At 36.7% G+C, this 26,126-nt stretch carries 26 protein-coding genes; 17 read left to right on the top strand and 9 right to left on the bottom strand.

Annotation, left to right across the window (positions count from 1 at the left end):
• The first annotated feature begins 111 nt into the window (after positions 1–111).
• The 10 genes from NYQ66_RS09755 (at position 112) to NYQ66_RS09710 (ending at position 10,816) form a co-directional block, all read left to right on the top strand.
• On the top strand, positions 112–1,293 hold the full coding sequence (locus tag NYQ66_RS09755) for a phosphoglycerate kinase (protein ID WP_259869153.1): 1,182 nt from the start codon (positions 112–114) through the stop codon (positions 1,291–1,293).
• Positions 1,294–1,312: 19 nt separating this feature from the next.
• On the top strand, positions 1,313–2,071 hold the full coding sequence (tpiA, locus tag NYQ66_RS09750) for a triose-phosphate isomerase (RefSeq protein WP_259869152.1): 759 nt from the start codon (positions 1,313–1,315) through the stop codon (positions 2,069–2,071).
• Positions 2,068–3,606, top strand: coding sequence for a 2,3-bisphosphoglycerate-independent phosphoglycerate mutase (gpmI, locus tag NYQ66_RS09745; RefSeq protein WP_259869151.1), 1,539 nt, complete (start codon positions 2,068–2,070; stop codon positions 3,604–3,606). The genes tpiA and gpmI overlap by 4 nt, the downstream gene beginning before the upstream one ends.
• Positions 3,607–3,678: 72 nt before the next feature.
• A complete protein-coding gene (gene eno / locus NYQ66_RS09740; RefSeq protein WP_259869150.1) occupies positions 3,679–4,965 on the top strand; it encodes a phosphopyruvate hydratase in 1,287 nt (428 codons plus the stop codon).
• 473 nt (positions 4,966–5,438) lie between these two features.
• Entirely contained in the window at positions 5,439–6,485 is a 1,047-nt protein-coding gene (locus NYQ66_RS09735; RefSeq protein WP_259869149.1) for an ABC transporter substrate-binding protein, read from the top strand.
• A 9-nt stretch (positions 6,486–6,494) separates the two neighbouring features.
• The gene (locus NYQ66_RS09730; RefSeq protein WP_259869181.1) at positions 6,495–8,534 is read left to right on the top strand and encodes an iron ABC transporter permease; all 2,040 of its coding nucleotides are present in this window, start codon (positions 6,495–6,497) and stop codon (positions 8,532–8,534) included.
• A 159-nt stretch (positions 8,535–8,693) separates the two neighbouring features.
• Positions 8,694–9,128, top strand: a complete 435-nt coding sequence (locus NYQ66_RS09725; RefSeq protein WP_259869148.1) for a hypothetical protein — start codon at positions 8,694–8,696, stop codon at positions 9,126–9,128.
• 29 nt (positions 9,129–9,157) lie between these two features.
• Complete coding sequence (locus tag NYQ66_RS09720) at positions 9,158–9,457, top strand: hypothetical protein (protein WP_259869146.1); 300 nt, start codon at positions 9,158–9,160, stop codon at positions 9,455–9,457.
• Between the two features lie 82 nt (positions 9,458–9,539).
• The gene (locus NYQ66_RS09715; protein WP_259869145.1) at positions 9,540–10,115 is read left to right on the top strand and encodes a GNAT family N-acetyltransferase; all 576 of its coding nucleotides are present in this window, start codon (positions 9,540–9,542) and stop codon (positions 10,113–10,115) included.
• A 155-nt stretch (positions 10,116–10,270) separates the two neighbouring features.
• Positions 10,271–10,816 (top strand): GNAT family N-acetyltransferase, encoded by a 546-nt coding sequence (locus tag NYQ66_RS09710; RefSeq protein ID WP_259869144.1) that lies wholly within the window; start codon positions 10,271–10,273, stop codon positions 10,814–10,816.
• 270 nt (positions 10,817–11,086) lie between these two features.
• Here the strand turns inward: NYQ66_RS09710 and NYQ66_RS09705 are convergent, their stop codons facing one another.
• Genes NYQ66_RS09705 through NYQ66_RS09695 form a run of 3 tightly spaced genes read right to left on the bottom strand, consistent with a single transcriptional unit; the run spans position 11,087 to position 13,407 of the window.
• Positions 11,087–12,421 carry an FtsW/RodA/SpoVE family cell cycle protein gene (locus NYQ66_RS09705; RefSeq protein ID WP_259869143.1) on the bottom strand — a complete coding sequence of 445 codons (1,335 nt, stop codon included), beginning with the start codon at positions 12,419–12,421 and terminating at the stop codon, positions 11,087–11,089.
• The gene (locus tag NYQ66_RS09700; protein ID WP_259869142.1) at positions 12,418–12,852 is read right to left on the bottom strand and encodes a PadR family transcriptional regulator; all 435 of its coding nucleotides are present in this window, start codon (positions 12,850–12,852) and stop codon (positions 12,418–12,420) included. Before NYQ66_RS09700 ends, NYQ66_RS09705 begins: the two co-directional genes overlap by 4 nt.
• Before the next feature lie 6 nt (positions 12,853–12,858).
• Positions 12,859–13,407 (bottom strand): sigma-70 family RNA polymerase sigma factor, encoded by a 549-nt coding sequence (locus NYQ66_RS09695; RefSeq protein ID WP_259869141.1) that lies wholly within the window; start codon positions 13,405–13,407, stop codon positions 12,859–12,861.
• 224 nt (positions 13,408–13,631) lie between these two features.
• On the opposite strand from NYQ66_RS09695, the gene NYQ66_RS09690 reads away from it, so the two are divergent.
• Both NYQ66_RS09690 and NYQ66_RS09685 read left to right on the top strand, forming a co-directional pair.
• On the top strand, positions 13,632–13,910 hold the full coding sequence (locus tag NYQ66_RS09690; protein WP_259869140.1) for a hypothetical protein: 279 nt from the start codon (positions 13,632–13,634) through the stop codon (positions 13,908–13,910).
• Between the two features lie 103 nt (positions 13,911–14,013).
• Positions 14,014–14,226: a hypothetical protein gene (locus tag NYQ66_RS09685; protein ID WP_259869139.1), complete on the top strand. Its 213-nt coding sequence runs from the start codon at positions 14,014–14,016 to the stop codon at positions 14,224–14,226.
• A 308-nt stretch (positions 14,227–14,534) separates the two neighbouring features.
• On the opposite strand, the gene NYQ66_RS09680 is transcribed toward NYQ66_RS09685, so the two are convergent.
• Positions 14,535–15,332, bottom strand: a complete 798-nt coding sequence (locus NYQ66_RS09680) for a polysaccharide deacetylase family protein (RefSeq protein ID WP_259869138.1) — start codon at positions 15,330–15,332, stop codon at positions 14,535–14,537.
• Positions 15,333–15,364: 32 nt separating this feature from the next.
• Complete coding sequence (locus NYQ66_RS09675; RefSeq protein ID WP_259869137.1) at positions 15,365–17,200, bottom strand: alpha,alpha-trehalase; 1,836 nt, start codon at positions 17,198–17,200, stop codon at positions 15,365–15,367.
• A gap of 249 nt (positions 17,201–17,449) precedes the next feature.
• On the opposite strand from NYQ66_RS09675, the gene NYQ66_RS09670 reads away from it, so the two are divergent.
• Together NYQ66_RS09670 and NYQ66_RS09665 are read left to right on the top strand one after the other, a co-directional pair.
• On the top strand, positions 17,450–18,376 hold the full coding sequence (locus tag NYQ66_RS09670) for a DMT family transporter (RefSeq protein WP_259869135.1): 927 nt from the start codon (positions 17,450–17,452) through the stop codon (positions 18,374–18,376).
• A 178-nt stretch (positions 18,377–18,554) separates the two neighbouring features.
• Entirely contained in the window at positions 18,555–19,316 is a 762-nt protein-coding gene (locus NYQ66_RS09665) for an RQC-minor-1 family DNA-binding protein (RefSeq protein WP_259869134.1), read from the top strand.
• A gap of 36 nt (positions 19,317–19,352) precedes the next feature.
• Here NYQ66_RS09665 and NYQ66_RS09660 read toward each other — a convergent pair whose 3' ends face one another.
• The 3 genes from NYQ66_RS09660 to NYQ66_RS09650 all read right to left on the bottom strand — a co-directional run bounded on the left by NYQ66_RS09660 (position 19,353) and on the right by NYQ66_RS09650 (position 22,316).
• Positions 19,353–20,306, bottom strand: a complete 954-nt coding sequence (locus NYQ66_RS09660; RefSeq protein WP_259869133.1) for a calcium/sodium antiporter — start codon at positions 20,304–20,306, stop codon at positions 19,353–19,355.
• A gap of 102 nt (positions 20,307–20,408) precedes the next feature.
• Positions 20,409–20,957, bottom strand: a complete 549-nt coding sequence (locus NYQ66_RS09655) for a hypothetical protein (RefSeq protein ID WP_259869132.1) — start codon at positions 20,955–20,957, stop codon at positions 20,409–20,411.
• Between the two features lie 114 nt (positions 20,958–21,071).
• Positions 21,072–22,316 carry a DUF4317 domain-containing protein gene (locus tag NYQ66_RS09650; RefSeq protein WP_259869131.1) on the bottom strand — a complete coding sequence of 415 codons (1,245 nt, stop codon included), beginning with the start codon at positions 22,314–22,316 and terminating at the stop codon, positions 21,072–21,074.
• 216 nt (positions 22,317–22,532) lie between these two features.
• On the opposite strand from NYQ66_RS09650, the gene NYQ66_RS09645 reads away from it, so the two are divergent.
• Positions 22,533–23,051, top strand: a complete 519-nt coding sequence (locus NYQ66_RS09645; RefSeq protein ID WP_259869130.1) for a GrpB family protein — start codon at positions 22,533–22,535, stop codon at positions 23,049–23,051.
• Between the two features lie 301 nt (positions 23,052–23,352).
• Positions 23,353–23,772, top strand: a complete 420-nt coding sequence (locus tag NYQ66_RS21505; protein WP_407652065.1) for a CBO0543 family protein — start codon at positions 23,353–23,355, stop codon at positions 23,770–23,772.
• An 82-nt stretch (positions 23,773–23,854) separates the two neighbouring features.
• Here the strand turns inward: NYQ66_RS21505 and NYQ66_RS09640 are convergent, their stop codons facing one another.
• Complete coding sequence (locus NYQ66_RS09640) at positions 23,855–25,141, bottom strand: serine hydrolase domain-containing protein (protein ID WP_259869129.1); 1,287 nt, start codon at positions 25,139–25,141, stop codon at positions 23,855–23,857.
• Positions 25,142–25,427: 286 nt separating this feature from the next.
• On the opposite strand from NYQ66_RS09640, the gene NYQ66_RS09635 reads away from it, so the two are divergent.
• Positions 25,428–26,108 carry a GNAT family N-acetyltransferase gene (locus NYQ66_RS09635; RefSeq protein WP_259869128.1) on the top strand — a complete coding sequence of 227 codons (681 nt, stop codon included), beginning with the start codon at positions 25,428–25,430 and terminating at the stop codon, positions 26,106–26,108.
• The last annotated feature ends 18 nt before the right edge of the window (positions 26,109–26,126 follow it).

Raw genomic sequence — 26,126 nt, 5'->3', positions numbered from 1 at the left:
CCTCCTCCCATTTCAATGATTAAAGGGGCACGTGTTGTATGGTTTCTGTTAAAGAAACGTACATAAGTTAGCTTTTGTTATAGGTTAGGGAAAATGTTAGGAGGGCGCAAAATGAACAAGAAGACAATTCGTGATTTAGACGTTAATGGAAAAAAGGTATTTTGTCGCGTAGATTTTAACGTTCCAATGAAAGACGGAGAAGTAACGGATGATACAAGAATCAGAGCAGCATTACCTACAATTCAATATCTTGTAGAACAAGGTGCTCGTGTTATTCTTTCTAGTCACTTAGGCCGACCAAAAGGTGAAGTTGTAGAAGAACTACGTTTAGATGCAGTTGCAAAACGTTTAAGTGATCTTTTAAATAAAACTGTGACAAAAACAGACGAAGTATATGGTCCAGAAGTGGATAAAGCTGCAGCAGAACTTAATTACGGCGATGTTCTACTAATTGAAAACGTTCGTTTCCACCCAGGTGAAACAAAAAATGATCCTGAATTAGCAAAAGAATTCGCTAAATTAGCTGATTTCTATGTTAATGATGCATTTGGTGCTGCACACCGTGCGCATGCTTCTACTGCTGGTGTTGCTGAACATTTACCATCTGCAGCAGGTTTTCTTTTAGAAAAAGAACTAGAAGTGCTTGGTAAAGCACTATCTAATCCGGAGCGTCCTTTCACTGCCATTATTGGTGGAGCGAAGGTTAAGGATAAGATTGGCGTTATTGATAATCTACTAGATAAAGTAGATAACTTGATTATCGGTGGAGGTCTTGCTTACACATTTATTAAAGCGCAAGGTCATGAAATCGGAAAATCATTATTAGAAGAAGATAAGATTGAATTAGCAAAAGAATTCATGCAAAAAGCAAAAGACAAAGGCGTTAACATGGTTTTCCCTGTTGATGTGGTCGTTGCTGATGACTTTTCTAATGATGCTAATACACAAATAGTTGCGATCGATAGCATTCCTGCTGATTTAGAAGCTTTAGATATCGGTCCGAAAACACGTGAAAAATATGCTTCTATCGTAAAAGATTCTAAGTTAGTGATCTGGAACGGGCCTATGGGAGTGTTTGAGTTAGAAGTATTTGCAAAAGGAACAATTGCTGTTGCTGAAGCACTTGCTGAAACAGAAGGGTACACTGTAATCGGTGGAGGAGACTCTGCAGCTGCTGTTGAGAAATTTAACTTTGCTGATAAGATGGACCACATTTCTACTGGTGGTGGAGCTTCCTTAGAGTTCATGGAAGGTAAAGTACTTCCAGGCGTTAACGTATTAAGTGATAAATAATTACAGGAGAGGTGTTAACATGCGTAAAAAAGTAATTGCAGGTAACTGGAAGATGAATAAAGTTCTTGCGGAAGCAGAACAGTTTATCGCAGATACAAAAAATAGTGTGCCTGCTAATGACAAAGTAGAATCTGTTGTTTGTGCGCCATTTGTTTACCTTGCTGCTCTAGTTGATAAAGCTGCAGGCTCTGATGTGAAAATTGCTGCACAAAATATGCACTTTGAAGATGATGGTGCTTTTACAGGAGAAGTAAGCCCAGTAATGTTGAAAGACATTGGTGTTACTTATGTTGTACTTGGCCACTCTGAGCGTCGTGAATATTTTGCTGAAACAGATGAAACGGTAAACAAGAAAGCTCATGCTGCATTTAACCATGGTTTAACACCGATCGTTTGTGTTGGTGAAACACTTGAGCAACGTGAAAGCAATGAAACAATGACACTTGTAGAAGACCAAGTGAAGAAAGCTTTAGCTGGTCTATCTGAAGCACAAGTAAAAGAAACAATCATCGCTTATGAGCCAATCTGGGCAATTGGAACTGGTAAAACAGCTACTTCTGAACAAGCGAATGAAGTATGTACACATATTCGTAAAGTAGTTGCAGAAGCTGTTTCTGCGGATGCTGCTGAAGCGGTTCGTATTCAATACGGTGGTAGTGTAAAACCTGCTAACGTTGATGAGTTATTATCTCAATCTGATATCGATGGCGCACTAGTTGGTGGAGCAAGCCTTGAAGCTGATTCTTTCTTAAAATTAGTGGAGGCTGGTGCAAAATGAGTCAGGATAAATTAGCTGCGCTTATTATCCTTGATGGATTTGCTTTCCGTGATGAAGTAAAAGGAAACGCAGTTGCACAAGCAAAGAAACCAAATTTTGATCGCTACTGGAATCAATTCCCACACAGTCAACTTGAAGCAAGTGGTGAGGCTGTTGGTTTACCAGAGGGTCAAATGGGAAATTCAGAAGTAGGACACCTTAATATTGGTGCTGGACGAGTGGTATATCAAAGTTTAACGCGTGTAAACTTATCTATTCGTGAAGGCGATTTTTATGAAAACCAGGTATTACTAAATGCTGTCAACCATGCTAAAGAAAATGGGAAAGCTCTTCACGTGTTTGGCTTGTTATCTGATGGTGGTGTGCACAGTCATATTGAACACTTGTACGCAGTTTTAAAGCTTGCAGGTGAAAAAGGTTTAGAAAAAGTGTACGTTCATGGTTTCCTTGATGGACGTGATGTGGGACAAAAATCAGCGAAGAAATATATTCAAGCTACGCTTGATACAATGAAAGAATATGGAGTAGGTCAAATTGCAACACTTTCTGGCCGTTATTACTCGATGGATCGTGATAAGCGTTGGGATCGTGTGAAAAAAGCATACGATGCAATGGTTTACGGAGAAGGTCCAACATACACGGATCCAATGCAACTAGTGGATGATTCTTATGAAAATGGCATCTACGATGAGTTCATTCTTCCATCTGTGATTACGGATGCAGATGGTAACCCAACGGCAACAATAGAAGATGATGATTCCGTTATTTTCTATAACTTCCGTCCAGACCGTGCGATTCAAATCTCTCGTACATTTGCGAATGAAGATTTTCGTGACTTCGATCGTGGCGAAAAAGCACCAAAGAACCTTCACTTTGTTTGTTTAACGAACTTCAGTGAAACAGTTGATGGCTATGTCGCATACGAGCCAGTAAATTTGGATAATACGGTAGGTGAAGTGCTTGCTCAAAATAATCTGAAGCAACTCCGTATTGCGGAGACAGAAAAGTATCCACACGTAACATTCTTTATGAGTGGTGGACGTGAGCAAGAGTTCCCGGGTGAAAAACGTATTTTAATTAATTCACCAAAAGTTGCAACATACGACTTACAGCCTGAGATGAGTGCATATGAAGTAACCGATGCACTACTCGAAGAACTAGATAAAGGTGAACAAAACGCAATTATCTTAAACTTCGCTAATCCGGATATGGTTGGCCACTCTGGTATGCTAGAGCCAACGATTAAAGCGATTGAAACGGTTGACGAATGTTTAGGTAAAATTGTCGACAAGATTATCGAAAAAGGTGGGCATGCTATTATTACAGCCGACCATGGAAACTCTGATGAAGTTGTTTCCTTAGATGGAACACCAATGACTGCCCATACAACGAATCCAGTACCTGTAATTGTAACTAAAGAGGGTGCGGAGTTGCGTGACGGTGGTATTCTTGGAGATTTATCACCAACATTATTGGATTTACTAGGTATTGAAAAGCCTAAAGAAATGACTGGTACAACGTTAATGAAGAAGTAAGTTCTTTTGCCATGAGATCGTGACGAAGAACATGCTATAAAAAACTTAGGATTAAAAGGAGAGACAAAAATAATGCCATATATTACAGATGTTTATGCACGCGAAATTTTAGATTCACGTGGTAACCCAACAGTAGAAGTAGAAGTTTTCACTGAATCAGGCGCTTTCGGTTCTGCAATCGTACCAAGTGGTGCGTCAACTGGTGAGTACGAAGCAGTTGAATTACGTGATGGTGACAAAGAACGTTACTTAGGTAAAGGTGTTCTTAAAGCAGTAGAAAACGTAAACGAAGTAATCGCTCCAGAATTACTAGGTATGGACGTTACTCGTCAAGTAGTCATCGATCAAATGTTACTTGAGCTTGATGGAACAGAAAACAAAGGTAAATTAGGTGCTAACGCAATTCTTGGTGTATCAATGGCTGTAGCTCAAGCGGCTGCTGACCATGTTGGTGTACCTCTTTACACTTACCTTGGTGGATTCAACGCGAAGACTCTTCCAACACCAATGATGAACATCGTTAACGGTGGTGAGCATGCAGACAACAACGTTGATATTCAAGAATTCATGATTATGCCTGTAGGTGCTCCAACTTTCCGTGAAGCATTACGTATGGGTGCAGAAATCTTCCATAGCTTGAAAAAAGTTCTTAGCGGTAAAGACCTTAACACTGCAGTAGGTGATGAAGGTGGTTTCGCTCCTAACTTGAAATCAAACGAAGAAGCACTTTCTACAATCATTGAAGCAATCGAAGCTGCTGGTTACAAGCCAGGAGAAGAAGTACAACTTGCAATGGACGTAGCATCTTCTGAATTCTACGAAGATGGTAAATACAACCTTAAAGGTGAAGGTGTTGTACGTACTTCTGCTGAAATGGTTGACTGGTACGAAGAAATGGTTAACAAATACCCAATCATCTCTATTGAAGATGGTCTTGATGAAAACGACTGGGAAGGTCATAAGCTATTAACTGACCGTCTTGGCGATCGTGTACAACTTGTAGGTGACGACCTATTCGTTACAAACACGAAAAAATTAAAGCAAGGAATCGAGCAAGGTGTTGGTAACTCAATCCTTGTAAAAGTGAACCAAATTGGTACACTTACTGAAACTTTCGATGCAATCGAAATGGCTAAGCGTGCTGGTTACACAGCAGTTATCTCTCACCGTTCTGGTGAATCAGAAGACGTTACAATTGCTGATATCGCAGTTGCAACAAACGCTGGTCAAATCAAAACTGGTGCTCCATCACGTACTGACCGTGTTGCGAAATACAACCAACTTCTTCGCATTGAAGATGAACTAGTTGGAACTGGTCAATACCTAGGTCTTGCATCTTTCTACAACTTAAATAAATAATTGTTGAGAACACCCTTGCCTTTTTGTTGGCAAGGGTGTTTTTTTATATAGCAAGGGGGATTGAACGGCCATTTATTCCGTTATATGCCTAGTTTCAACCCTTTTTAGCTTATACGCGGACATTTGTTCCGTTATTACTTCGAAATGTTCAAAAAACATCACAAAAATAAGGGAATAACGGAAAAAATGTCCTCGGAGATGATCAAAACGAAAATTTTAGTGTAATTAGTGGAATAAATGTCCACTTAAGATGAATTCTTCCAAAGCCCCCTGTACTATGGCTATTTAAAAACAACATTAATAAACAAAGATTAATATACACACAATAAAGTTGAAAAACTATTTGACAGAATTCGTGCAATTGTGTACGATTACTAGTGTGATAATGATAATCTTTATCAATTAGCGAGGCTTAGGTAACTCCAAAAATTACCTACTAAGAATAAAATTACATAAGAAGGAGTGTACGATCAATGAAAAAAGCAATTCTACTTTTATTAATTGGATTACTTACGAGTTTTGTACTTGTAGCATGTGGTAACGATGAAGCAGAGCCAGAAACAACAGATAACAATGGAACAGAGGATACAACAGACAATAACACTACAGAAGATACAGAAGGTACAGAAGACACAGAGGAAGCATCTTCTGTAACCGTTACTGATATGTATGGAGAACAAACTTTTGAAACAACGCCAGAGCGCGTAGTAGTGCTTGAGTGGGTGTATGCGGAAGACGTTTTAGCACTTGATATCCAACCAGTTGGTATGGCAGACATCGAAGGCTACCATGCGTGGGTAAATATTGATAAAGAGCTTTCTGAAGATGTTGCAGATGTAGGTACACGTCAAGAGCCAAACCTTGAAGCAGTAGCAGAGCTTAATCCTGATGTGATTATAACTGCAGGTTTCCGTCATGAAGCAATTATGGATAGCTTAAAAGAGATTGCTCCAACATTAGCATTCAATCCTTACCCGAATGAAGGGGAAGGAAACCAGTACGAAGAGATGACTACGACATTCAATGAAATTGCTAAGCTATTTGGAAAAGAATCAGAAGCAGAACAGGTTTTAACTGACCTAGACGCTGCATATGAAAGCGCAAAAGAGGAAATTGATGCAGCTAATATTGAGAATAAATCATTTGTTTTATCTCAAGCTTATAGCTCTGAAAACAATCCTGTGATAAGATTGTTTAAAGACAATGCAATGGCAATCCAGATTATGCAGAATATTGGTTTAGAAAATGCTTATGAATCAGAAGGGTTCCAAGCATATGGATTTGACCAAGCTAGTGTCGAAGCTTTACAAAACTTCCAGGATGCACATTTCTTCTATATTGTGCAAGAGGAAGATAATATCTTTTCAAATCAATTAGCTGGTAACCCAGCATGGGAAAACCTTGGATTTGTTGAAGAAGGAAGAACATACCAACTTCCAGGTGATACGTGGACGTTTGGTGGTCCGCTATCTGCACAGGTGTTTGCGGAGCAGATTAAAGAAGTATTAATACAAGAGTAGTGATATATGATGGCTAGTTTCGTAAAAAACAATTGGGTTAAAACGGTTCTTACCTTTTTAGGGGGAACCGTCCTTTTGTTTTTCTTATTATTTATACATATCAATCAAGGAAGTGTGGATCTTTCGCCAAGTGTTGTGCTACAAGCTATATTTGCACCACAGGATTTGTTAGAGCATCATACAGTTCGATATTTGCGCCTACCTCGAGCGGTGATTGGAATTTTAGCCGGAGGGGCACTAGCAGTATCTGGTGTTATCTTACAGACAATTACTAAAAATCCACTCTCATCTTCTAGTACATTAGGGATCCATGCAGGGTCTTATTTTGCAGTTGTGTTTGCTACGATTTTTATGCCTGTTAGTCTGCAATTAAATGGATTGATTGTAGCGTTTATTGGTGGTGTCTTGACTGCTGCCCTTGTATTTGGACTAGCAGGGGTTACATCGTCTAATCCAGTAAAAATGGTCCTTGCAGGCATGGTTGTAACAATCATGTTCTCTTCTTTTACATCGTTATTACAGATTTTCTATGAAAATGAAACTGCTGGTCTTTTCTTATGGGGATCTGGAACGCTTGTCCAAAACAACTGGAACGGCGTACAGTTCTCGTTACCTTTTATTGTGTTAGGGATGCTGGCAGCTATCCTACTTGCAAAGCAATTAGACATCTTTCGTCTTGGGGAAGATGTTGCTTCATCACTCGGACAAAATATATCAAGGCTAAGGCTAGTCTCGTTATTAGTTGCCGTGTTCCTAACAGCAGTTACCGTAAGTGTCGTTGGTCCCATTGGATTTGTTGGATTAATCGCGCCGCACTTGCTTAAATTACTAGGCTTTCAAAATCATTACCTGCTTTTAATCGGTTCGTTTATTTGGGGAGCAAATGTCCTTTTAGGTGCAGATGTTCTAGCCCGTATCATAGACCCATCCTTTTCTGAATTGCCAGTTGGTGCGATCACTGCATTTATCGGTGCGCCTTGGTTAATCTTTTTGATTCTTCGAAAACAAAATCAACGGTATGGAGAAAAGGGATCGGCCATGCTTGTTGGCAATATGCGTTTACCATTTTCATCGACGGTTGTGATGGTACTGTTGTCTGTTGCGTTACTTGGATTAATTATAGTTGGTGCCTCAACCGGAAATTCTGGCATACAAGTGATGAAAAGTTTCCAAGCTGTATTCGGTACATCGGATGATTTTATTAGAAAAATGATCTTAGATATTCGTTTACCACGTATTATTGTAGCAGGATTTAGTGGTGCATTACTTGCGATCAGTGGTTATATTTTTCAAGGGGTTCTACGAAATCCATTGGCTGACCCATCCGTAATTGGGATTACCTCTGGAGCTGGTGTAGGTGCACTGCTTGTCCTTTATGTTTCAGGACTTTCTGCTGTTTTTGTTCCCTTAGGTGCTTTTGCTGGGGCGATTGTAGCCTTTTTCATTGTAATGGGCTTATCGTACCGGGCAAAGTTTCAACCTACAATCCTAGCGTTATTAGGGGTAGGGATTTCGGCATTTGGCTCAGCAGTGATCCAAATTCTTGTAGTAGAAGCAGATATGTCGGTAGCATCTGCATTAACATGGTTATCTGGAACCACTTATGCGAAGAGTTGGAATGAATTATTCAATTACTTGTTATGGCCAATGATCATCATCATTCCAATTTTATATTTCCAAATTCGAAATATTGAAACACTATCCTTAGGCGATGATACAGCAATGGGATTAGGAATGAGGGTCATGAGTACGAGGTTTGTGTTGGCATTAATCGCCTCCCTTGTCGCTGCAGCAAGTGTAGCAGCTGTTGGAACGATTGGTTTCGTTGGTTTAATGGCTCCACACTTAGCACGCATGTTGTTAGGCCCAGCTCATAGACATCTACTACCAACAACAGCTTTACTTGGAGCAGTTTTGTTAGTAATAGCGGACATTCTGAGTCGAACACTTATCGTACCAAAAGAAATCCCATCTGGTATTATTGTTGCATTAATAGGAGCACCGTATTTTTTATATATTATGTATCGTTCTAATCAGATAAAAAAGTAAATAGGTTGGCAGGCAAGCCTGTTAAAAGTAGTTCAGCTTGGGGGTGTAAATTGAAATTGCACTTCTAACTTGAACTGCTTTTTTGTATTGTTTTTTATAGAACAAAATGTTTTGTGAATTTGAATTATTTGGTAAAGTTAGATAAAGGAAGGTGATCGAATGCTAAAAAGAAAACTATTAACATTGATTTTTGCTACGTTATTATCCATCTCTTTGCTTGCTTCTTGGTTTGTATTAACAGAAGGGGAAGAACTGATAGCATTTTTTCCAATGGCGTTATTTGTAAGCTGGATTGCAATTCCCGCAATACTACTGTATGGACTTCCTGTGTCATTTTTATCAGAAAAATTAACTAAACAGTTTGCAAATAGGCAACGTATCTGTTGGTCTCTCGTGATCCACGTTATCTTTGGTATCGGTTTTATTTTTTTCATTGGATTACTCTTTGAAACTCAAACAGTATTAACGGATTTTAACCAATTTTGGCGAAGTTATGGCATTATTTTTATGGCATCGATATTAACTTCGGTATGCTTTTGGGGAGTAGATGAAAGTTTACGATATTGCTCCATATTAAAAAGCACAAATCATTAAAAAAAGGGGTGTATAAGATTATTTCTTTTATGATATTACTTGTTAACGCAATATTTATTAGTTCGCTTATCTTTGGACTTATGCTATCTATAAAACACGCATTTAAGGCGGGTGTATATTCTTTTTGCCTTTTACTTATTAACCAAGTATATGAAGTGATCGCTCCATATTTTATGGATTCTATAATAAACAACCATGAACAATTGGGCATGACGATGGGAGAATTAGTTTCAATATTTACTTTAATACCTAAAACAATGGAGATGATTGCAATTGCGATTTTAGTTATTGGATTGTATAAAATGTGGTCAAATAAAAAACAAACATGAGGACTTAAATTATCCAACAAACTGAAGTTCCTAGTAATTATTCTTAGTACCAACTTCAAAAACGACAAAAGAAGGTGTAATCATGGAAATAGCAGACATCTACGGAAGTTTACCCACACTAGAAACGGAACGATTGATCCTTAGAAAAGTAACGCTACAAGATGTAGAGGATATGTACCAATATGGATCAAATCCAGAGGTCTCTAAATATGTAACATGGGATACGCATCAATCGTTATCAGATTCGAAAGGGTTTATCGAATTTATAATTAACCAGTATGAGGATATGAAAATTGCGCCATGGGGTATTGAATACAAGGCAAATAGTAAGTTTATTGGCACGGTTGATTTTGTGTGGTGGGAACCGAAACAACAAACTGCAGAAATTGGATATGTGATTGCTAAAGAGTGTTGGGGCAAAGGATTAACAACAGAAGCTGCGAAAGCGTTAATTAAATTCGGCTTTCAAAAAATGGACTTAGTACGGATTCAGGCAAGGTGCTCTTCCGAAAATATAGGTTCGCAAAGAGTGATGGAGAAAGCAGGAATGACGTATGAAGGTACGATGAGAAAAGCGATGTTAATCAAAGGCGAGCATCGGAATCTGAAGCTATATTCTATATTAAGAGAAGAGTACCTTAATTTTGGAAAAAGGTGAACTAATCTTCTTCTGCTGTTCACATTCATGAATGAAGATTTGTGATATTGTGAAGTGTTGATCTTAAAGTAACTGGCAGAATAATTCAACAGTTATTGCAACATAAATCTAACTTTTTGTATGTGAATAGAAAGATAATAAAGGGAGATCAAGAGATGAAAATAGCAGAATTACCGAAAGTACAATTAAGAGAATTAACTCTTGAAGACGTGGAAGACCGTTTTCAATGGTGTTTAGATAAGGAAGTAACAAAGCATTTAAATATGCCAGAGAGGTATCCACCTTTTAGTAGAGAAGAAACTACAAATTGGATTAAAATGTGCATAAACAAAACAAATGGATATGAACAAAAAGCCATTGTCACAGCACAGGGAAAACATATTGGCTGGGTTGATTTAAAAAACATCGACAAGTTAAACAAACACGCTGAATTAGGGATTGCAATAGGGGATAAAAACTATTGGGGTAAAGGTTTTGGGCTTGCTGCAATGAGAGAAATGCTTTTATGGGGATTTAATGAATTAGGACTAAATAAAATTTGGCTCAGAGTTGAAGTGGACAATGAAAAAGCTATCAAATCTTATAAACGTATGGGCTATGTTGAAGAAGGTACTTTAAGACAAGATAGATTAAGAAATGGAGAATTTATTGACCGACTTCGTATGTGTATGTTGAAAGGCGAGTTTTTTCAAAAGGAGTAGATAAAACGAAAAATAGCGAAGGGAAGTATTGCTAGGAGTGGGAATCCTTACACTTCTTATTTCTGGGGTGTTTTTATAAGTGTCTGAATAAACAATATTCTTCAACGATCGGCTGCGTATCTGGAACAAAAGATAAACGTTAGCCCTTAATAGCTCAACAAGAGCAATGTAAGTGAATAACGATGTGTAATAAAATTGTTAAAGCCTGCATCATTGATTCGTTATAACAAAAGATGCAGGCTAATTATTTATCAAATTAACTATCTTGGTTCAAAGTTTTCTATCAAAATCTATTGTCTTCTTATACTTAGTTAACACCGTTGCCTCTACCATATCCTTTCTACGGTATATGCTTAAAATAAGTCCAAGCATAGCAGCTGAAACGATTAGCATACTTCCACCATAGCTTATAAACGGTAAGGGGACTCCGAGAATCGGTACTAAACCCAATCCAATTAGGATGTTTAAAATCGTGGGTACTGTAAATAGTGCTGTCCCACCAATCACTATTAATCTTCCGTAAAGATCTTTTGTTTTAAATGCGTTTAATGAGATCCGTATAATAAATACGGAAAGAATTAGACAAAGGATAATTCCGAATGCCCAACCAAGAGAATACACGAGAAAAGGGAAAACGAAATCCGTATGTACAAATGGTAGTGCATCAAACTCCTTGTTAATTCCATTCCCAAACCAGCCTGCTTGGGAAAGTGTTTCCCTAATTTTGTTATATATAAATGCTTCTTCATCGGGATTATAGGTATTTAGAAAAAAAGGTAATCGATCATGGACATATCTCCCAAAAGAACTAATCATTATTACACTAACAACACTTACTCCTACACCCACATTAAATGCAACTATCTTTATAGCTAATTTTTTTTGAATAGGTGAGAAAGCAAACATGGTTACTATACAAATTAAATAAATAAGACCTACCATTAATTCTGGAAGCATTAGATAGATCAATATTGGAATCCAAAAAAGAAAAAATAGTGAGACTTGTTTGATTCTACTAGCGAACTCATTAATTCTATTAAAGATGCCAGCCCAAGCAAGGATAAATAAAAACAAAGTTATCATAGGTACATGCAAGGTTACTCCTGGAAAGGCAATCCAATTTTTAGCACCATTGATCATTATGCCAAAAAAATAAGTATATACGTGCATGATTAAGCCAATCCCATAAAAAAACATCCACAAGTTCTTTAGTTTCCGATAGTCAAAGAACAGAAGAGTAATAATTGTAAGGACAGCCAGTGTGTACCATATTGCTTGTTTGACTATAGGATTTGGTAACCCGTAAACGCCATTTATTAGGGGAAGAAAACTGATAACAGCAATGATCCCGAATAACACAATAAGAACCCAATCCATTTTTGGTTTATGAAGTTGATTTAAATTCTCTCCTAACGTAAATGGATTTCCCATTTCTTCAATTGCTTTCTCTTCTGCTTCCTCTCTAGAAGATTCTTTTTGTTGATAAGACTGACTCAACTGTTGTAAATGATTACGCAGTTCTTTTCTAATCAAACTATGGGCTTCCTTAGACTTCACTTTAGAGGTTACTTTAGCTAGAAATTCTTCAAATTTGTTGGTACTCATAAAGAGGCCTCCTCGAGTAAATGTTTTATAGATACCTGTTTCTTAGAGCTTGATTGTTTGGAAGTAGCTAAATATTTTATCCCTTTCATCGTTAAGAAATAATACTTCTTTTCCTCTATCCATTTCGATATGACAATTTCCTTGTTTTCAAGTAGATGTAAAAGTGTATAAAGCTGACCTTCATTATTTTGAAAGCTAAAATCCTTTTTATGAAAGAGGTGAGTTGAAATATCGTAACCATTTTTGGGTTCATGCTGAATCGATTCTAATACAGCTAAAATCGTTTGTTCCTTCCAAGAATGTAGCTGTTGTTGAGAATGTTTCCCCCTTATTGTTTCTTTTACTGCATCTTTTCGCTCATCCGAAAAGGAAAAGTCTTTAAAGATTGCTTCTTTCATTGCACTTTTTAAATTAACAAATGGATCACTCATCGATTATTAAACCTCCTTCATCATCTTATCTCTTAATAATTCCTTGGCACGTTTCAATCTAGTTTTTATTGTATTAATATTTATGGTAGTAACTTTGCTTATCTGTGCTAATGATAACTCCTCATAGTAATGTAGAAAAACTACTTCTCTATACTTTATAGGTAATGCCATAATTGCACGATATAAACTGTTTTCTTGATTTTTTGAAATAACTTCCTCTTCCACTTGTTTTGATTTAGAAGGGAGATAGTCCCACATTTTTTCGTTGAGTTTTATTTTGCGATAATGCCAACTTCCTAAGTAATCCTTACAATGATTACTAGCAATTCTGTAAACCCAGGTTTTAATTGATGCTTGCTGATTAAATTGATCTAATTTTTCATAGCACTTTATAAATATCTCTTGTGTTAAATCCTCTGCGGTCGTACGATTCTTTACATAGGTAAATACAAGATATAAAATACCATCGCTATATTCCTGCATTAATTGATCAATTATTTGTTCCTTATCATTAATCCATGTTTCTTCCACCGACAATTGCTCCAGTTCATTCATCTAGGTATCACCTCTTCCTTAATCTTAGACGAAACTAACTACATTTTGGTTTGGAAATAATTTAATTGAAACATAATTTTTTGTGGAATTGTGAAGAATTACAATTTAACTATAGGGTGCTTATTTTCAAGCTTCTGGTTTTAGACCAAAAATTATTGCGGAGATTATCTGCATCAAATAAAAGATGATATACTTACTATAAAGAAAAAATGGAGGTGCCATAAATGAAATGGGAACAGGTTCGCAAACAATATCCCGAGCAGTGGGTTCTAGTAGAAGCCATTTCTGCATACTCAGAAAAATCCATTCGATACCCTGACGAATTATCAGTTATTTCAAACTTCCCCGATTCAACTACTGCATGGAAAGAATACAAAAAACTGCACCTATCCGAACCTTCACGCGAATATTATATTTTCCATACAGACATTAATAGGCTTGAAGTTGAGGAGCAAAAATTTATAGGAGTTAGGAGACGACTCCAATGCATCAAGTTAACGTGAGCAATGCTTCAAGAAGATGGGATTGCCCATTTCTTATTGATGTAAAAAAGCAGGATTATTTAACAAGGACATTGGATTCTTATTATTTATACGAGAAGGAATTATGTTGAAAGAAACTATGGAATTTGAGAATACGATAGATGCTATTAATCATCTTACAGAAGATGATGCTAAATCATTGTTAAGATTGGTCTATGGATTTGTCAATACTGCTATGACGAGAAATGGCGGAGATAAAGTGAAGTTAGAAGTTGTAGAAAAGGTATCAGATATTTATAAACGTATTCCAGATTTAAACGAGTTAAGAAATAAATAAAAGTGTTAGAAAACTAATGTAGGTATTGTGAATCGATGTACTTAAAGTAAGCAACCTTAAGGTGAACAAATACATTATGTTGCGCACTACAACCATACTATCCATGACTAACGAAACTTTCTAATGGGAATGACTCGAAAAAAAATAAAGCCCAATTCTTCGATATATAAGGAAGATTAGGCTTTTAATCTTTATATTATGATAATGTTTAGTAAATGTATTTGCAACTAGAGATAAATTCTGAGTATCTATTAGAAAAAAATATGATCGAGAAGGTACTTTGCCATGCTCAATCCGTCATTTTGAGATTATAAATCTACTTGTTGTCCACCTTTTACCTCCACGATCTTTTCATCCACGCTAAGCCATACAGACTGAGCAGAAGGATTATAAACAAACTGGCTATCTGCAGCGAATTTTAAATGACGAAATGCGTTGATATAATCTACAATCTCTATATTGGTCGCATACAAAATATCATCTCGATTGCCAACGTAAGCACAGAAATCCTCAATCACCTGCCAATTCTGATCACGTTCAAATTCAAAGCTATGTCCCCAAACATAAAAGAGATTCAAATATTGCTTTTTATTGAGGCTAACAAATTGTTCTGCCTTTTCCATCAGATCTTGGTTATGGTGGCAGGTTGGATTCCATGCAAGGAAATCATCTGGTAGCCAAAAGTTACCCGTGCTGTGAACAGTTCTCGCATATTCAATCCCTAAGTGTGGTAGTATTTCCTTTACATATGAATTAAATGAACCGTTCGGATAAGAAGTTCCTCTTACAGGATAGCCAACTAATTGCTCTAAGCTTTTACGATCCTCAACAAACTCCTCAACGATACGTTCCCGAGGCGAACGCTCGATCGTCGGATGTGTGACAGTATGTGTGGAGACTTCATGTCCTTTGTATAGACGTTCCACTTCTTCCTTAGATATCTTACCGTTAGCACCAAGTAATCCAGAATTAAGGTGAAACGTTCCTTTTATATTGGTTGCATTAAAGATCTCTACTAGTTTTTTATCATGGTCGGTGCCATCATCGTAACTCATGGTCAGTACTTTATGTTTCCCACCAGGAAATGTCATCATAATTTGTGACAATAGTTTACACCTGCTTTCAGATTAATGATCTATTAGAGAGGTTTCTCTGGACCTTCCACATATCCTGCTTCGATCAATGCGATAAATGCTAAAAGACCTCCCCAGTGGTAGAATTTATCACTACTTGTAACATCACAGCCTTCTCCTGTATCGCCATTGTAATTTTCATGCACATGCCCATGCTCTACCCATTCTTTAAGGATTAGCTCTTTCGACTTGTCCGCTAGATCGTGCTGTGCTTTGGATAAGTTATGTTTTCTAAAACCAATGTACACAAGAAAATTCATCGGTGCCCATATCCGGCCACGCCAATAATCTTGATCCTTATAAGCGGGATCATTTCTAGCGATTGATGGCATGATCCAGTCACCCCAGAATTCTTCAGGATTGTAGAAATGCTCCTTTAACATGCGATCTGCTTGTTCATTCGTTGTACGATCACTATATAAGGCATAGAAATTCGTTGGTGATAATCGATAACTAAATTCATCCGTGTCCGTCCGTTTATTTAGAAAAATACCTGTTTTTTCATCCCACAAGGATGTTAGTGCTTGCTTGGATTTTTCTCCTCTTGTTTTCAGTTCTGTTGCTTCTCTTTTCTTATCTAGCACTACGGCAATGTCGGCTAAAGCTTCACAATCCAGGATATATAAACCAACTAATCCAACATCCGCTAGTTTCAATACATGCTTATCCGTACCAAAAGGAATATCATCATACATTGGTGAGTTATCTAAGCCAGATTCCAATGCCGCTCCATATGTATCGTTTACACCTGTTGTTTCCCAATAGTTTCCGACTTGAGGTTCATACGGATGAGACCCCCATGCCATCGTGCCATCTGGAAAGGCGCGATTTTCAAGAAACCACGTATTCCATTTATACAGATCGTCAAACAGTTCTTCTATTAGCCATACGTCTCGATATTTTCTATACAATTCTCGCACAACAAAAGAACCAACTGGTGGTTGCGAACGGTCACGACTAGAAAAGCCATTTCCCCAAGCGCAGTTGGGAACAAACCCTTCTTCTGTTTTTTCTTTAGTAATTTCTATGGCATTACTATAGGCTAACGCTTTATTATCAGTCGAAGCCATGTAAGCTGCAAAATAGGTATCCCAGCAAAATAGCGCATATCCACCTGAATTAACATTCCATAAGCGGCTTACTGGCGTAATGACCCGATCTTTTTGTGGCTCATATATCGTATCCCAAGCCATACAACTTTGCATCGCATGGTAAGCTTCACCAAGCGCTGTATATTTTTCTTTGTTTTCTGCGTGTGCTTGCTTTTGAACTTCTATTACTTGTTTGATTTCATCTAGCTTGCGCCTTTTACCAGTAGAAATACCGATCTGCTCGTCCATCTTTACAGATAAATAAGGTCCTTGGGCTGCAATTTCTGCATCGAATACAGGTGCACCAGTAGTGTACACATGTATAGTCCTGTTCAATAGCTTAGCAGTTATATAGTCTTGCTCATGTGCAAGGATCCCTTGCCGATTCCAAAGCATCCCTGACTCGATGACCAATGTTGCAGGCTTCACTTGATTTTTGAGTGGAGTAATTAATAAAACGATCTCTTGATCAATCGTAGCACTTTGAACCTGCACTTCTATACCTTTCCACTTCAATTGTAACGATGTATAGCTACCGTCATAGGCATGATCACCAGGATGAATCTGTTCATCCTGTTCCCCAAACCTGCCAATAAGGGCCTCTTTTAGGTAATGGCCATCCTTGTATTCTTTTAGCCCAAGATTAATAGCAAATCCTTCAGGTAAGAGCACATGGGAAAGGACACTCCGCGTGTTCCATGTATTCCACCCCTGTGCAATCGCTTTCTTTAATTCTTGGTAATTGTTCATTTTGTCCACCTCCAGTTGCGTATAGTAACTATATTATACCTACTGTGTAAGGGAAAATGGAAATAAGAGATGGCTAGTTTGTACATTTATATTAAATTTTGTTACACATCAGTTAATTTGTATTAGTATATTCCATGTTGTATTTGTGATAGTTTAGAAAGGTAGCAAAAGATCCGATGATGGACTAAACGTATGTAGGGTCTAACTTTAGAGACAAAGAGAATGGAATGTTTAGGGGGAGTTTTCGTTTTGCCTTATTTACTTATGATTTTAGTGGTGATGATCTATGCAGGTAACATTCTAATCGGAAAGGCAATTAATGATTTGCCTCCGTTTACCATCACTTTTATTCGATTATTTATTGCTTTTGTTGTTTTAATTCCTTTAGGACTTCGATCTGCTTTGAAACATCGTCAATTATTTTTAGAGAACAAAAAAGCATTTTTAATTATGACTTTAGCCGGAGTTACTTTTTTTAATACCTTTATTTACGGATCATTACAATTTACGACTGCCACAAATGTATCCGTATTAGAGACGGTGATTCCAGTTGTAACAGTAATTTTAAGTACACTCCTATTAAAAGAAAAATTACAAGGACTGCAATGGATAGGTATTGTTTTATCTTTCTTTGGTGCAATATGGGTCATATTAAATGGGAGGATTTTTGACTTAGCCTCGATGGCTTGGAACATTGGAGATTTGATTATGGTTGGTGCGATTCTCTCATGGGCTATTTATTCTATTTATGTAAAGCAATATATGCATTTATTTCCTTCTTTTGCAGCTCTATTTGTGATGAGTGGTATATCAGTAATAGTTCTGCTACCTGTTGTTTTACTGGAATGGAGTGTCCAAGGAATGCCAACAATTAGTTTAGCTAACCATGGATTAGGACTCTTGTATTTAGGTGTTTTCCCGTCACTTATCGCATTAATCTTATATAATCATTCAGTTAGTAAATTAGGACCGTCAAAAGCTTCAGTATTCTTAAACTTTTTACCAGTGTTCACGATTCTAGGAGCATATCTATGGTTAGGTGAGACCATCACATTACTACAAGTTATAGGAGCGATCATCGTGATTAGCGGCGTCCTACTAACAACCCAACTACAAAAAAAGAAAAAAGAACACAATCAAACCCAACCCCAAGAACCACAAAAAATAGCAGAATAAATGGAAACACAGGGACAGTTCTTGGAAACAGGGGGACGGTTCTTGCGTTCACACTCAACTAGGTTGTTCTATACAAGTTACTATCCATGACTTTGTAGGAACAGCCTTTTAAATTATTGTATATATTTTTTCCTAGTTATAAAATACAAATAATAATAAAGCAATGAGGTGAACGGAAATGGGGAAGGAGTTAGAACATTTACCTGAAGAAGAGATCAGGGCAATCTTAAGAGCAGCGGACGAAATCATTATGCGAGGTGGCCGGGCATTACTTTCGAAAATCCTAAAAGGATCTAAAGAAAAGAAATTATTAGAACTAGGGTTGGATGACTGTCCTACGTATGGCTTTTTCCATAAGCATACCATCAAAGAAATCACGGAGAAAATTGATTGGATGATTGACTACAACTTTTTAGAAATAGAGTATAGTGGGAAATTACCGATGATTGTTTTTTCAGAGCGTGGATGGACGATTGAAGCAGACCAAATGGCTGATGAACTATTGCAAGATTGGAATGAAAAGCTCACGTCAGGTGAGCTCACTCCCGATATGACCTATTTAAAAGATAGAAATAGAGAAATGATTTTTCTATTTATTGATAAAATCGGAGAGACACAGGATAAGCAATATATTCCATATCTAGAGGCTTGGGCTGAAATCGAATATAAAAAAGTCATAGCAAAGATCCAGCAGGCGATAAAAGTACTGCAGGAGAATGATTTTATTAACGAGGATGTGATCAAACAAAGAAATAATGAACTTAGCGAAGCATTAGAGGGAGAAGAGCCACACGATCTTTCGATTAAATGTATCTATTGTGGGAATAGATTCACGTTTACGATAGGCGAACAACAATTTTACAAGAAGAAAAGGTTTGTTCTTCCAAGAAGATGTAAGAAGTGTCGTGATGAAGAAAGGTATGGATATATAGATATGTAGAGGTTTAGAGGAACAAAGGCTTGTGCCTCTGTCCCTCTAATTCCTAATTATGATGTAGATAAGATAAGCAATATAAGCAATTGCCAGAATTGCACCTTCCACTTTTCCAATTGTAAACTTTGATCTTGAAAAGATAAGTAAAATCACTGTTAATAGGATCATCAGAACAATATCAAATACGATTTTGCTATCAACGGCAAGTGGAGAGATAATCGAAGACGCGCCGAGTACGAACAAAATATTAAAGATATTGCTCCCTACAATATTTCCTAATGCGATCTCGCTTTCTTTTTTTATTGCTGCTGTTACAGAAGTCATTAATTCAGGTAAAGAAGTACCTACAGCAACAATCGTTAGTCCAACTAAAGCTTCACTCATTCCAAACGAAAGAGCTATATCCGTAGCACTTCCAACGACTAAATCTCCACCAAATATGATGGCAACCAAGCCAGCAACTGTTAGAAGCGAATTTTTTCCCCAAGCTACTTTCACTTGATTTGCAATTCCTTTTTCCTTTTCACGACTGTTTCTTGCAACCTCAAAGATATAATATAAGAAAATAGCGAAAAACAAAGCAAAGATAAAACCATCACTTCTGGAAAGAAAGCCAGCTGTTGCACCCTGCAGAGCTACATCGCTAATTAGTATTAGTAATGCTATACTGGCCACCAAAGTAAAGGGGATTTCCTTTCTAATTGTTTCACTCTCCACCTTTAATGGAAAAATAAGAGCGGCTATACCAACGTCTAAGGTAATATTGAAGATGTTACTTCCAACAACATTTCCAATCGCTACCCCAGCATTATCTTCCAATGCAGCAACGATACTTACTGTTGCCTCAGGTGAGCTTGTTCCAAATGCCACAATCGTCAGACCAATTAATAGTGGGGAAACCTTTAGCCCAGTAGCAATTTTAGAAGCGCCTTCTACAAAAAAGTCGGCGCCCTTGATTAGTAAGGCAAAGCCGATTAGTAATATTATATAAGTCATGTAACTACCTCTTTCTTTTAAGCATTGACTACATTTTAGTGTGTACTATTTTAGTACATTTACCCGTATTCTGACTACGTTAACATTAATTCAAGCGTATTTTTAAACTCCATCCTCCAGTGGTTTCGTATGGTTGATCATCTTGGTGAACTCACTATAGCTTTCTAGCTCCTTTATCGACTCTAAATCTGGATTTTCACTACTGATCGATAACAAAAGTAATAGAGGTGTATCTTCTATTTCTATAACTGAAAATACGTACGACTCTGTTTTGGTCGCATAGGCATAAATCGGGATCTTCTTATTAAGTGTGTGGATTTTCTTTATGTTAGTAGAAGATTCTTCTTCAAGTTTTGTAACATATGCTTCTATAAATTGTTCGTATGATTCACTTTCTTCATATAAATCTTCAAGATAATAAGTATTTTCTTGTTTAATAATATCTATTTCTTCCTTATTACTAACTCTAAACATAAGCGTATTGTGGTCAATATCGGGAGAATAAACTTGTGTCCAGTCTTCTCTTAAAAGAGTGGAGATATTAAAGTATTCATTGGTGTAAACTTTCATGTCGTCAGGAATTTTTTCACTACAGCCAATGACGAGGAATAATGAAAAAGTGAAGATAAAGACAAACCAGAATTTTTTCATATAAGATCTCCCTCTACTCTCTAAAATGTTAAAAAATTCACATCCACCTTTATAATACCATTTTTAGGTAAAAAAAGCAGACCTTATTCAAAGGTCTGCTTGGCATCTTATAAGTTAATCTTGGTCATTCGTTTCCTCAGCAGTAGTTGATTCGGAATCCTCTAAATCTGTCTGAAGTTCTTCTGCTTTTACTGGGTTACCAAATGCTTCAGGAATCATTTTGAACCCTTCAATGATCGTGTCTTCTTCTACTTCAATCATAATACAAAGCTTCCCGTTAAATTGAAGTTGCTTTACGTATCTTAAATCTTCTGGACTAATAGCAATGTTCGCTACTTTTGTCTTAATTTTAATCGATTTTGATTTGTATTTTGGTAAGACACTGGAAGCTTTCATCTCATACTTGTCGTCATCGATCACTTTTTGATAAGCGGCTTCTACCTTTTCTGATGTAACTTCTTCTAGGCCACTCATTTTTAAAACACGTTCCATTTCTCTGCGATCTAGCTTTGGAGGATCTTCTTCATCACTTTCTTCTATTACTCGGTTAATCTCTTCATAGACATTCGCAAGGGTTGCTGTGTTCAGTTGATCTCCTGTAATGTCTTTGACAATCTCTTCAAAGACGATCTTGTCATCTTGTGCTGTCATCGTTTCCTCAGCGTTTAACACTTCTTCAATGAATTCAGGATCAGGCTCATGTGCTTTTCCAGATGAATAAAGCACGTGATTGACATCTGCAGCATTATCGGTGAAAACAGGGAAGAGGAATCCTGCGATTGGTGTGTTTAGATTGATGATAGGATCTACTTTTACTTCATATTTAAATTCTTTTTGTACATAGTCAAATTGCAACTCTTTTTTTGGTTCTTGTGTTTTATTGATGCTACAAAGAATGAATGGATTAGAATACATAGCATCTCGATCACTAATTTCTGCTTCTGCATTCCCACGTTTCATAGACTTCAAATATTCACCCTTAATGAATGTGACAACAATATCATGTTCATATTGTTTATCCTGCAACATCTTTTCAACAATCATAAGCATTTGTTCTTGTAAGTCTTCTGTGCTACCAAGCAATCCTCTATGGAGAATCAGTTGGCTAGTATCTTCTACATCAGATTTAAATTTTAATTCAAACAGTTTTTCGTCTAATTGACCTGATAATACTTTTTTGAAATTGCCCATAAATAACTCTTTTTGATCTTCATCTAACATTTCAAATGGTAGTGTCTGATGATGGTAGATCTCACTCGATTCTTTCATAATATATACGTTGAAAATATCACGGATTTGAAGTAAATCATTATCTACTTTAAATTGTCTTTTAAAGCTAGCGATCTCTTTTTTGTTCATTAATCGTCCCACTCCTAGAAAATAAAGTTCTATTGTAAAATTAAATAAGTATCTATTTTGTCATGTCATAAAGCATTCTTTCATTTTAACATATGAATGGGTAAAATAAGGACTAACAAACGTGAAAATTTTTATTGGAAACATGGGGACGGTTCTCTTGTTTCCATTTTTGGAAACAGAAGAACCGTCCCCATGTTTCCAAATTGGAGGGTGATTATGAGAAGGGTAGAAGTGTGTTCTTATAAGGATCAATGGGTGGTTGAGTTTAATGAGGAAGCGGAAAAGCTTGAGTGTATCTTTGGAAGTGAGCTTATAGCAATCTATCATATTGGTAGTACTTCCGTTCCGGGTTTGGTTGCGAAACCAGTTATTGATATGATGCCAGTGGTAAAAGACATTAGTGAAGTTGATCAATACAATGAAGCGATGCAGGAGATTGGGTATGTAGCTAAAGGGGAGAACGGATTATCTGGTAGGAGATACTTTCAAAAAGGTGGAGATAATCGTTCGCATCACGTTCATATGTATCAACAGGGAAGTGATGAAATTATCCGTCATATAGCTTTTCGAGATTACGTGCGTGAACACCCTGATGAAGCTAAAGAATACGGTAAATTAAAAGAAAGACTAGCTGAGCAATTTCCTTATGATATGGAGTCATATTTAGATGGGAAAGATTTATTTGTAAAGAATTTAGAACAAAAGGCCTTGGAATGGTATGACCGACAATTATAGAAACTCTAAAAATTTTTATCGCAAAAAAGAGAGGAATACATATGGTTGGTGCACTAAGCGGTATTGCAAAAATAAAAAATATGACCCTAATCAGTATGGAAACAGAAAGATTCCATACGAGTAAAGAAGGGGATAAACTTTCTATCTATTGTATTTGTAATATTTTCCATATTACATTGTAATATAAAAGAAAAGCGTATAAATATAAATGATTTGAAGAAATTATTATATGTACATAATATTACTAAGCGGGTGATATTTATAATTTTTATAATACTTTCTTTGTGTGCCATGAGCCTTTATGCGATACTTATGCCTAAGAATTTATCGAAAATTGAAATATATGCTACGTCTTTTTTTTGCACTATTTTTTGGGAAAACCGTGGATGAACTTCTTGATTTGAAAAAGAACTGGTATGGATATATCGGTAATGGTGTACAGTATAGCGGTGTACTCGCACAGTTAATTATTTATCCAACGGTGAACCTATTGTTTCTAAACTACTTTCCATTTGCAAAAACCACTAAATCAAAATTACTTTATATTATAGGTTGGTCTTTGTTTTCAATTACCTTTGAACGTCTATGTCTCAAAACCAAATTCTTTTATTATAAAAATTGGAAATCTGTTTATTCCACAATCTTATACCCTTTTCTTTTTCTTACTCTTGTATATAATTTAAGACTCGTGCGATTTTTACTAAGAATGTATTCAAAGTAGTTCAAGTTAGGACAAACAAATGATTTTTGTATTGCAAACTGAACTACTTTTTTATGCACTAAAATTTAGTTCTAAACTTCTATCAATTAGACTTCTCTAAACTAATCACAAATCCGTCTTCAGTAAGCGTAGCATGTGTAACTTCAGCCTGTTGGTTTTTCTTGAAAGTAACCATGCCAGGGGACATTCCTACTGCGAAAGTATCCTCATGATCTGTCTGTTTTACTGGTTTAAGCTCTGATTTATAATCGGGATTGGATTCATCATAGAAAAAGTAACGCTGCTCTTCATACTTGATGGAAAAGGGTAATTTGACGTTTGGTTCGATGTATTGCCCTATGTATGTATCCTTGTTAAGATGATGAGCTTCACGTTGCTCTACTTTTGATGGTAAGGTTATTTCTTTTCCATTTAGCAGTGAAAGAATATCTTGATTAATCATTGGGAGCCTTTGGCCATAGTAGACACGATTACTTAAGATAATAATGACTAGATCTTCTTTCATATAACGGCTAATAAGTGAATTAAATCCTGTAAGTCTACCATCATGATTGACACCATCCTCATTCACAAACCATCCATACCCGAAGTTACCTATGTGTTGCTTGAGAAGTTCACTACGTGATTTTAAACTTAAAACTTTGTCAGTGTACAAAGCACGATCCCACTTATAAAGATCCTCTACTGTTGAGTAAATGCCACCGGCTCCATATAATAAGGATAAATTCCAGCTAGGCCCAGCTTTATAGCCGTTCATTGTTCCACTATACCCAACCATAGGTGAATCGATATTTGTACCATCCATGAGCACTCCTGTGTTGTCCATATGAAGAGGTTGAAAAATGGTTTGCTCTAAATAGGTAGCATAAGGTAAGCCAGTCACTTTCTCTATAATTCTAGCAAGTAAGACATAACCTGAATTACTATAGGAACATGAACTTCCAGGTTCAAACAAAAGCTCTTTTTCTCTGAATAGATCTATTATGTCTTCCGGGCTATGTACCTTGTCTTTGTTTTGGATATATTCAAGCGTTTCTGTGTAGTTAGGAATTCCTGCACTATGTGATAACAACTGATGTATGGTAATTTGAGATGCATGAGGATAGTGTGCGATATAATCGGAAATCTTATCTGTAACATGTAACTGACCTTCTTCTTGTAATTTCATAATAGCAGTAGCAACGAATTGCTTGGAAATAGATCCGACTAAGAACTTGGAAGTAGGTGTGTGGGGGATGTTATTTTCATAGTCTACCATGCCGTAGTTTTGGTTAACTATAACTTGATCTCCTTTTGCGACTAATACATTACCTATGAAATAATTCAGGTCATAGTTAGCTTTTAAAAGTGCTTCAATTTTTTCCTTCAATGTAAAACTCCTCTCGTCTTTCAAATACAAGTGCACCTTATACTGGTTAATTATACCATTTTATATAGTATTAAATGTGTAAAAGTTTTCTACATGAGCAAGTAAATCAAATCGGTTTCAATTTTATGAAAATTTTGTAATATTAGTAATATAAATGTTGAAGATGAAATAACCTAGCGTACCAAAAGTGAGCATGATAAAGAGTGGGTGAGGAGACGGTTCTTGTGTTTCCGTTTTTGGAAACACAAGAACCGTCCCCATGTTTCCAAGAGAGGAGTGAAGCCCCATGTCCTATTACAAAAAAATGTACTTATACAAGGATAATCGGAACATGGAAGTTGTTATAAGGAACTATGATGAGAACGATATTCCTCAGCTTATTGAGGTACAGAAGGCTAGCTTTCCACCGCCATTTCCGTCTGATCTTTGGTGGAACGAAGAACAACTTAGGAATCACATTTCATTATTTCCTGACGGAGCACTTTGCGTTGAAGTAGGAGGGATGATTGTTGGTTCGATGACTGGGTTATGTGTCGATTTTGATGACAAACACATCCAACATACGTGGGAAGAAGTCACAGACAATGGCTATATCCGAAACCATAATCCGAATGGAAATGCTTTGTACGTTGTTGATATTTGTGTTCATCCTGGTTTTCGAAAAATGGATTTGGGAAGATGGCTAATGCAATCGATGTATGAGGTTGTTGTTCAGTTAGATTTGGACCGATTAATTGGGGGAGGACGACTACCTGGTTATCATAAAGTTGCTGATAAGATAACAGCGGAGGAGTATGTAGATGCATTAATGAAAGGGAAATATAATGATCCGGTAACTTCGTTTTTATTGCGTTGTGGGCGGACACCAGTTGGAGTTATAGCGGATTACCTCGAAGATGAAGAATCAGTGAACTATGCTGCATTGATGGAGTGGAGAAATCCGTTTAAAGTTACCAACAAAAAATGACCCCCACTAAACAAGCTA

This window comes from Aquibacillus koreensis (assembly GCF_025154055.1).
Lineage (GTDB): Bacteria > Bacillota > Bacilli > Bacillales > Amphibacillaceae > Aquibacillus_C > Aquibacillus_C koreensis.
The sequence above is the reverse complement of the archived record's forward strand: the minus strand, read 5'-3'. Positions and strand labels throughout refer to the sequence as shown.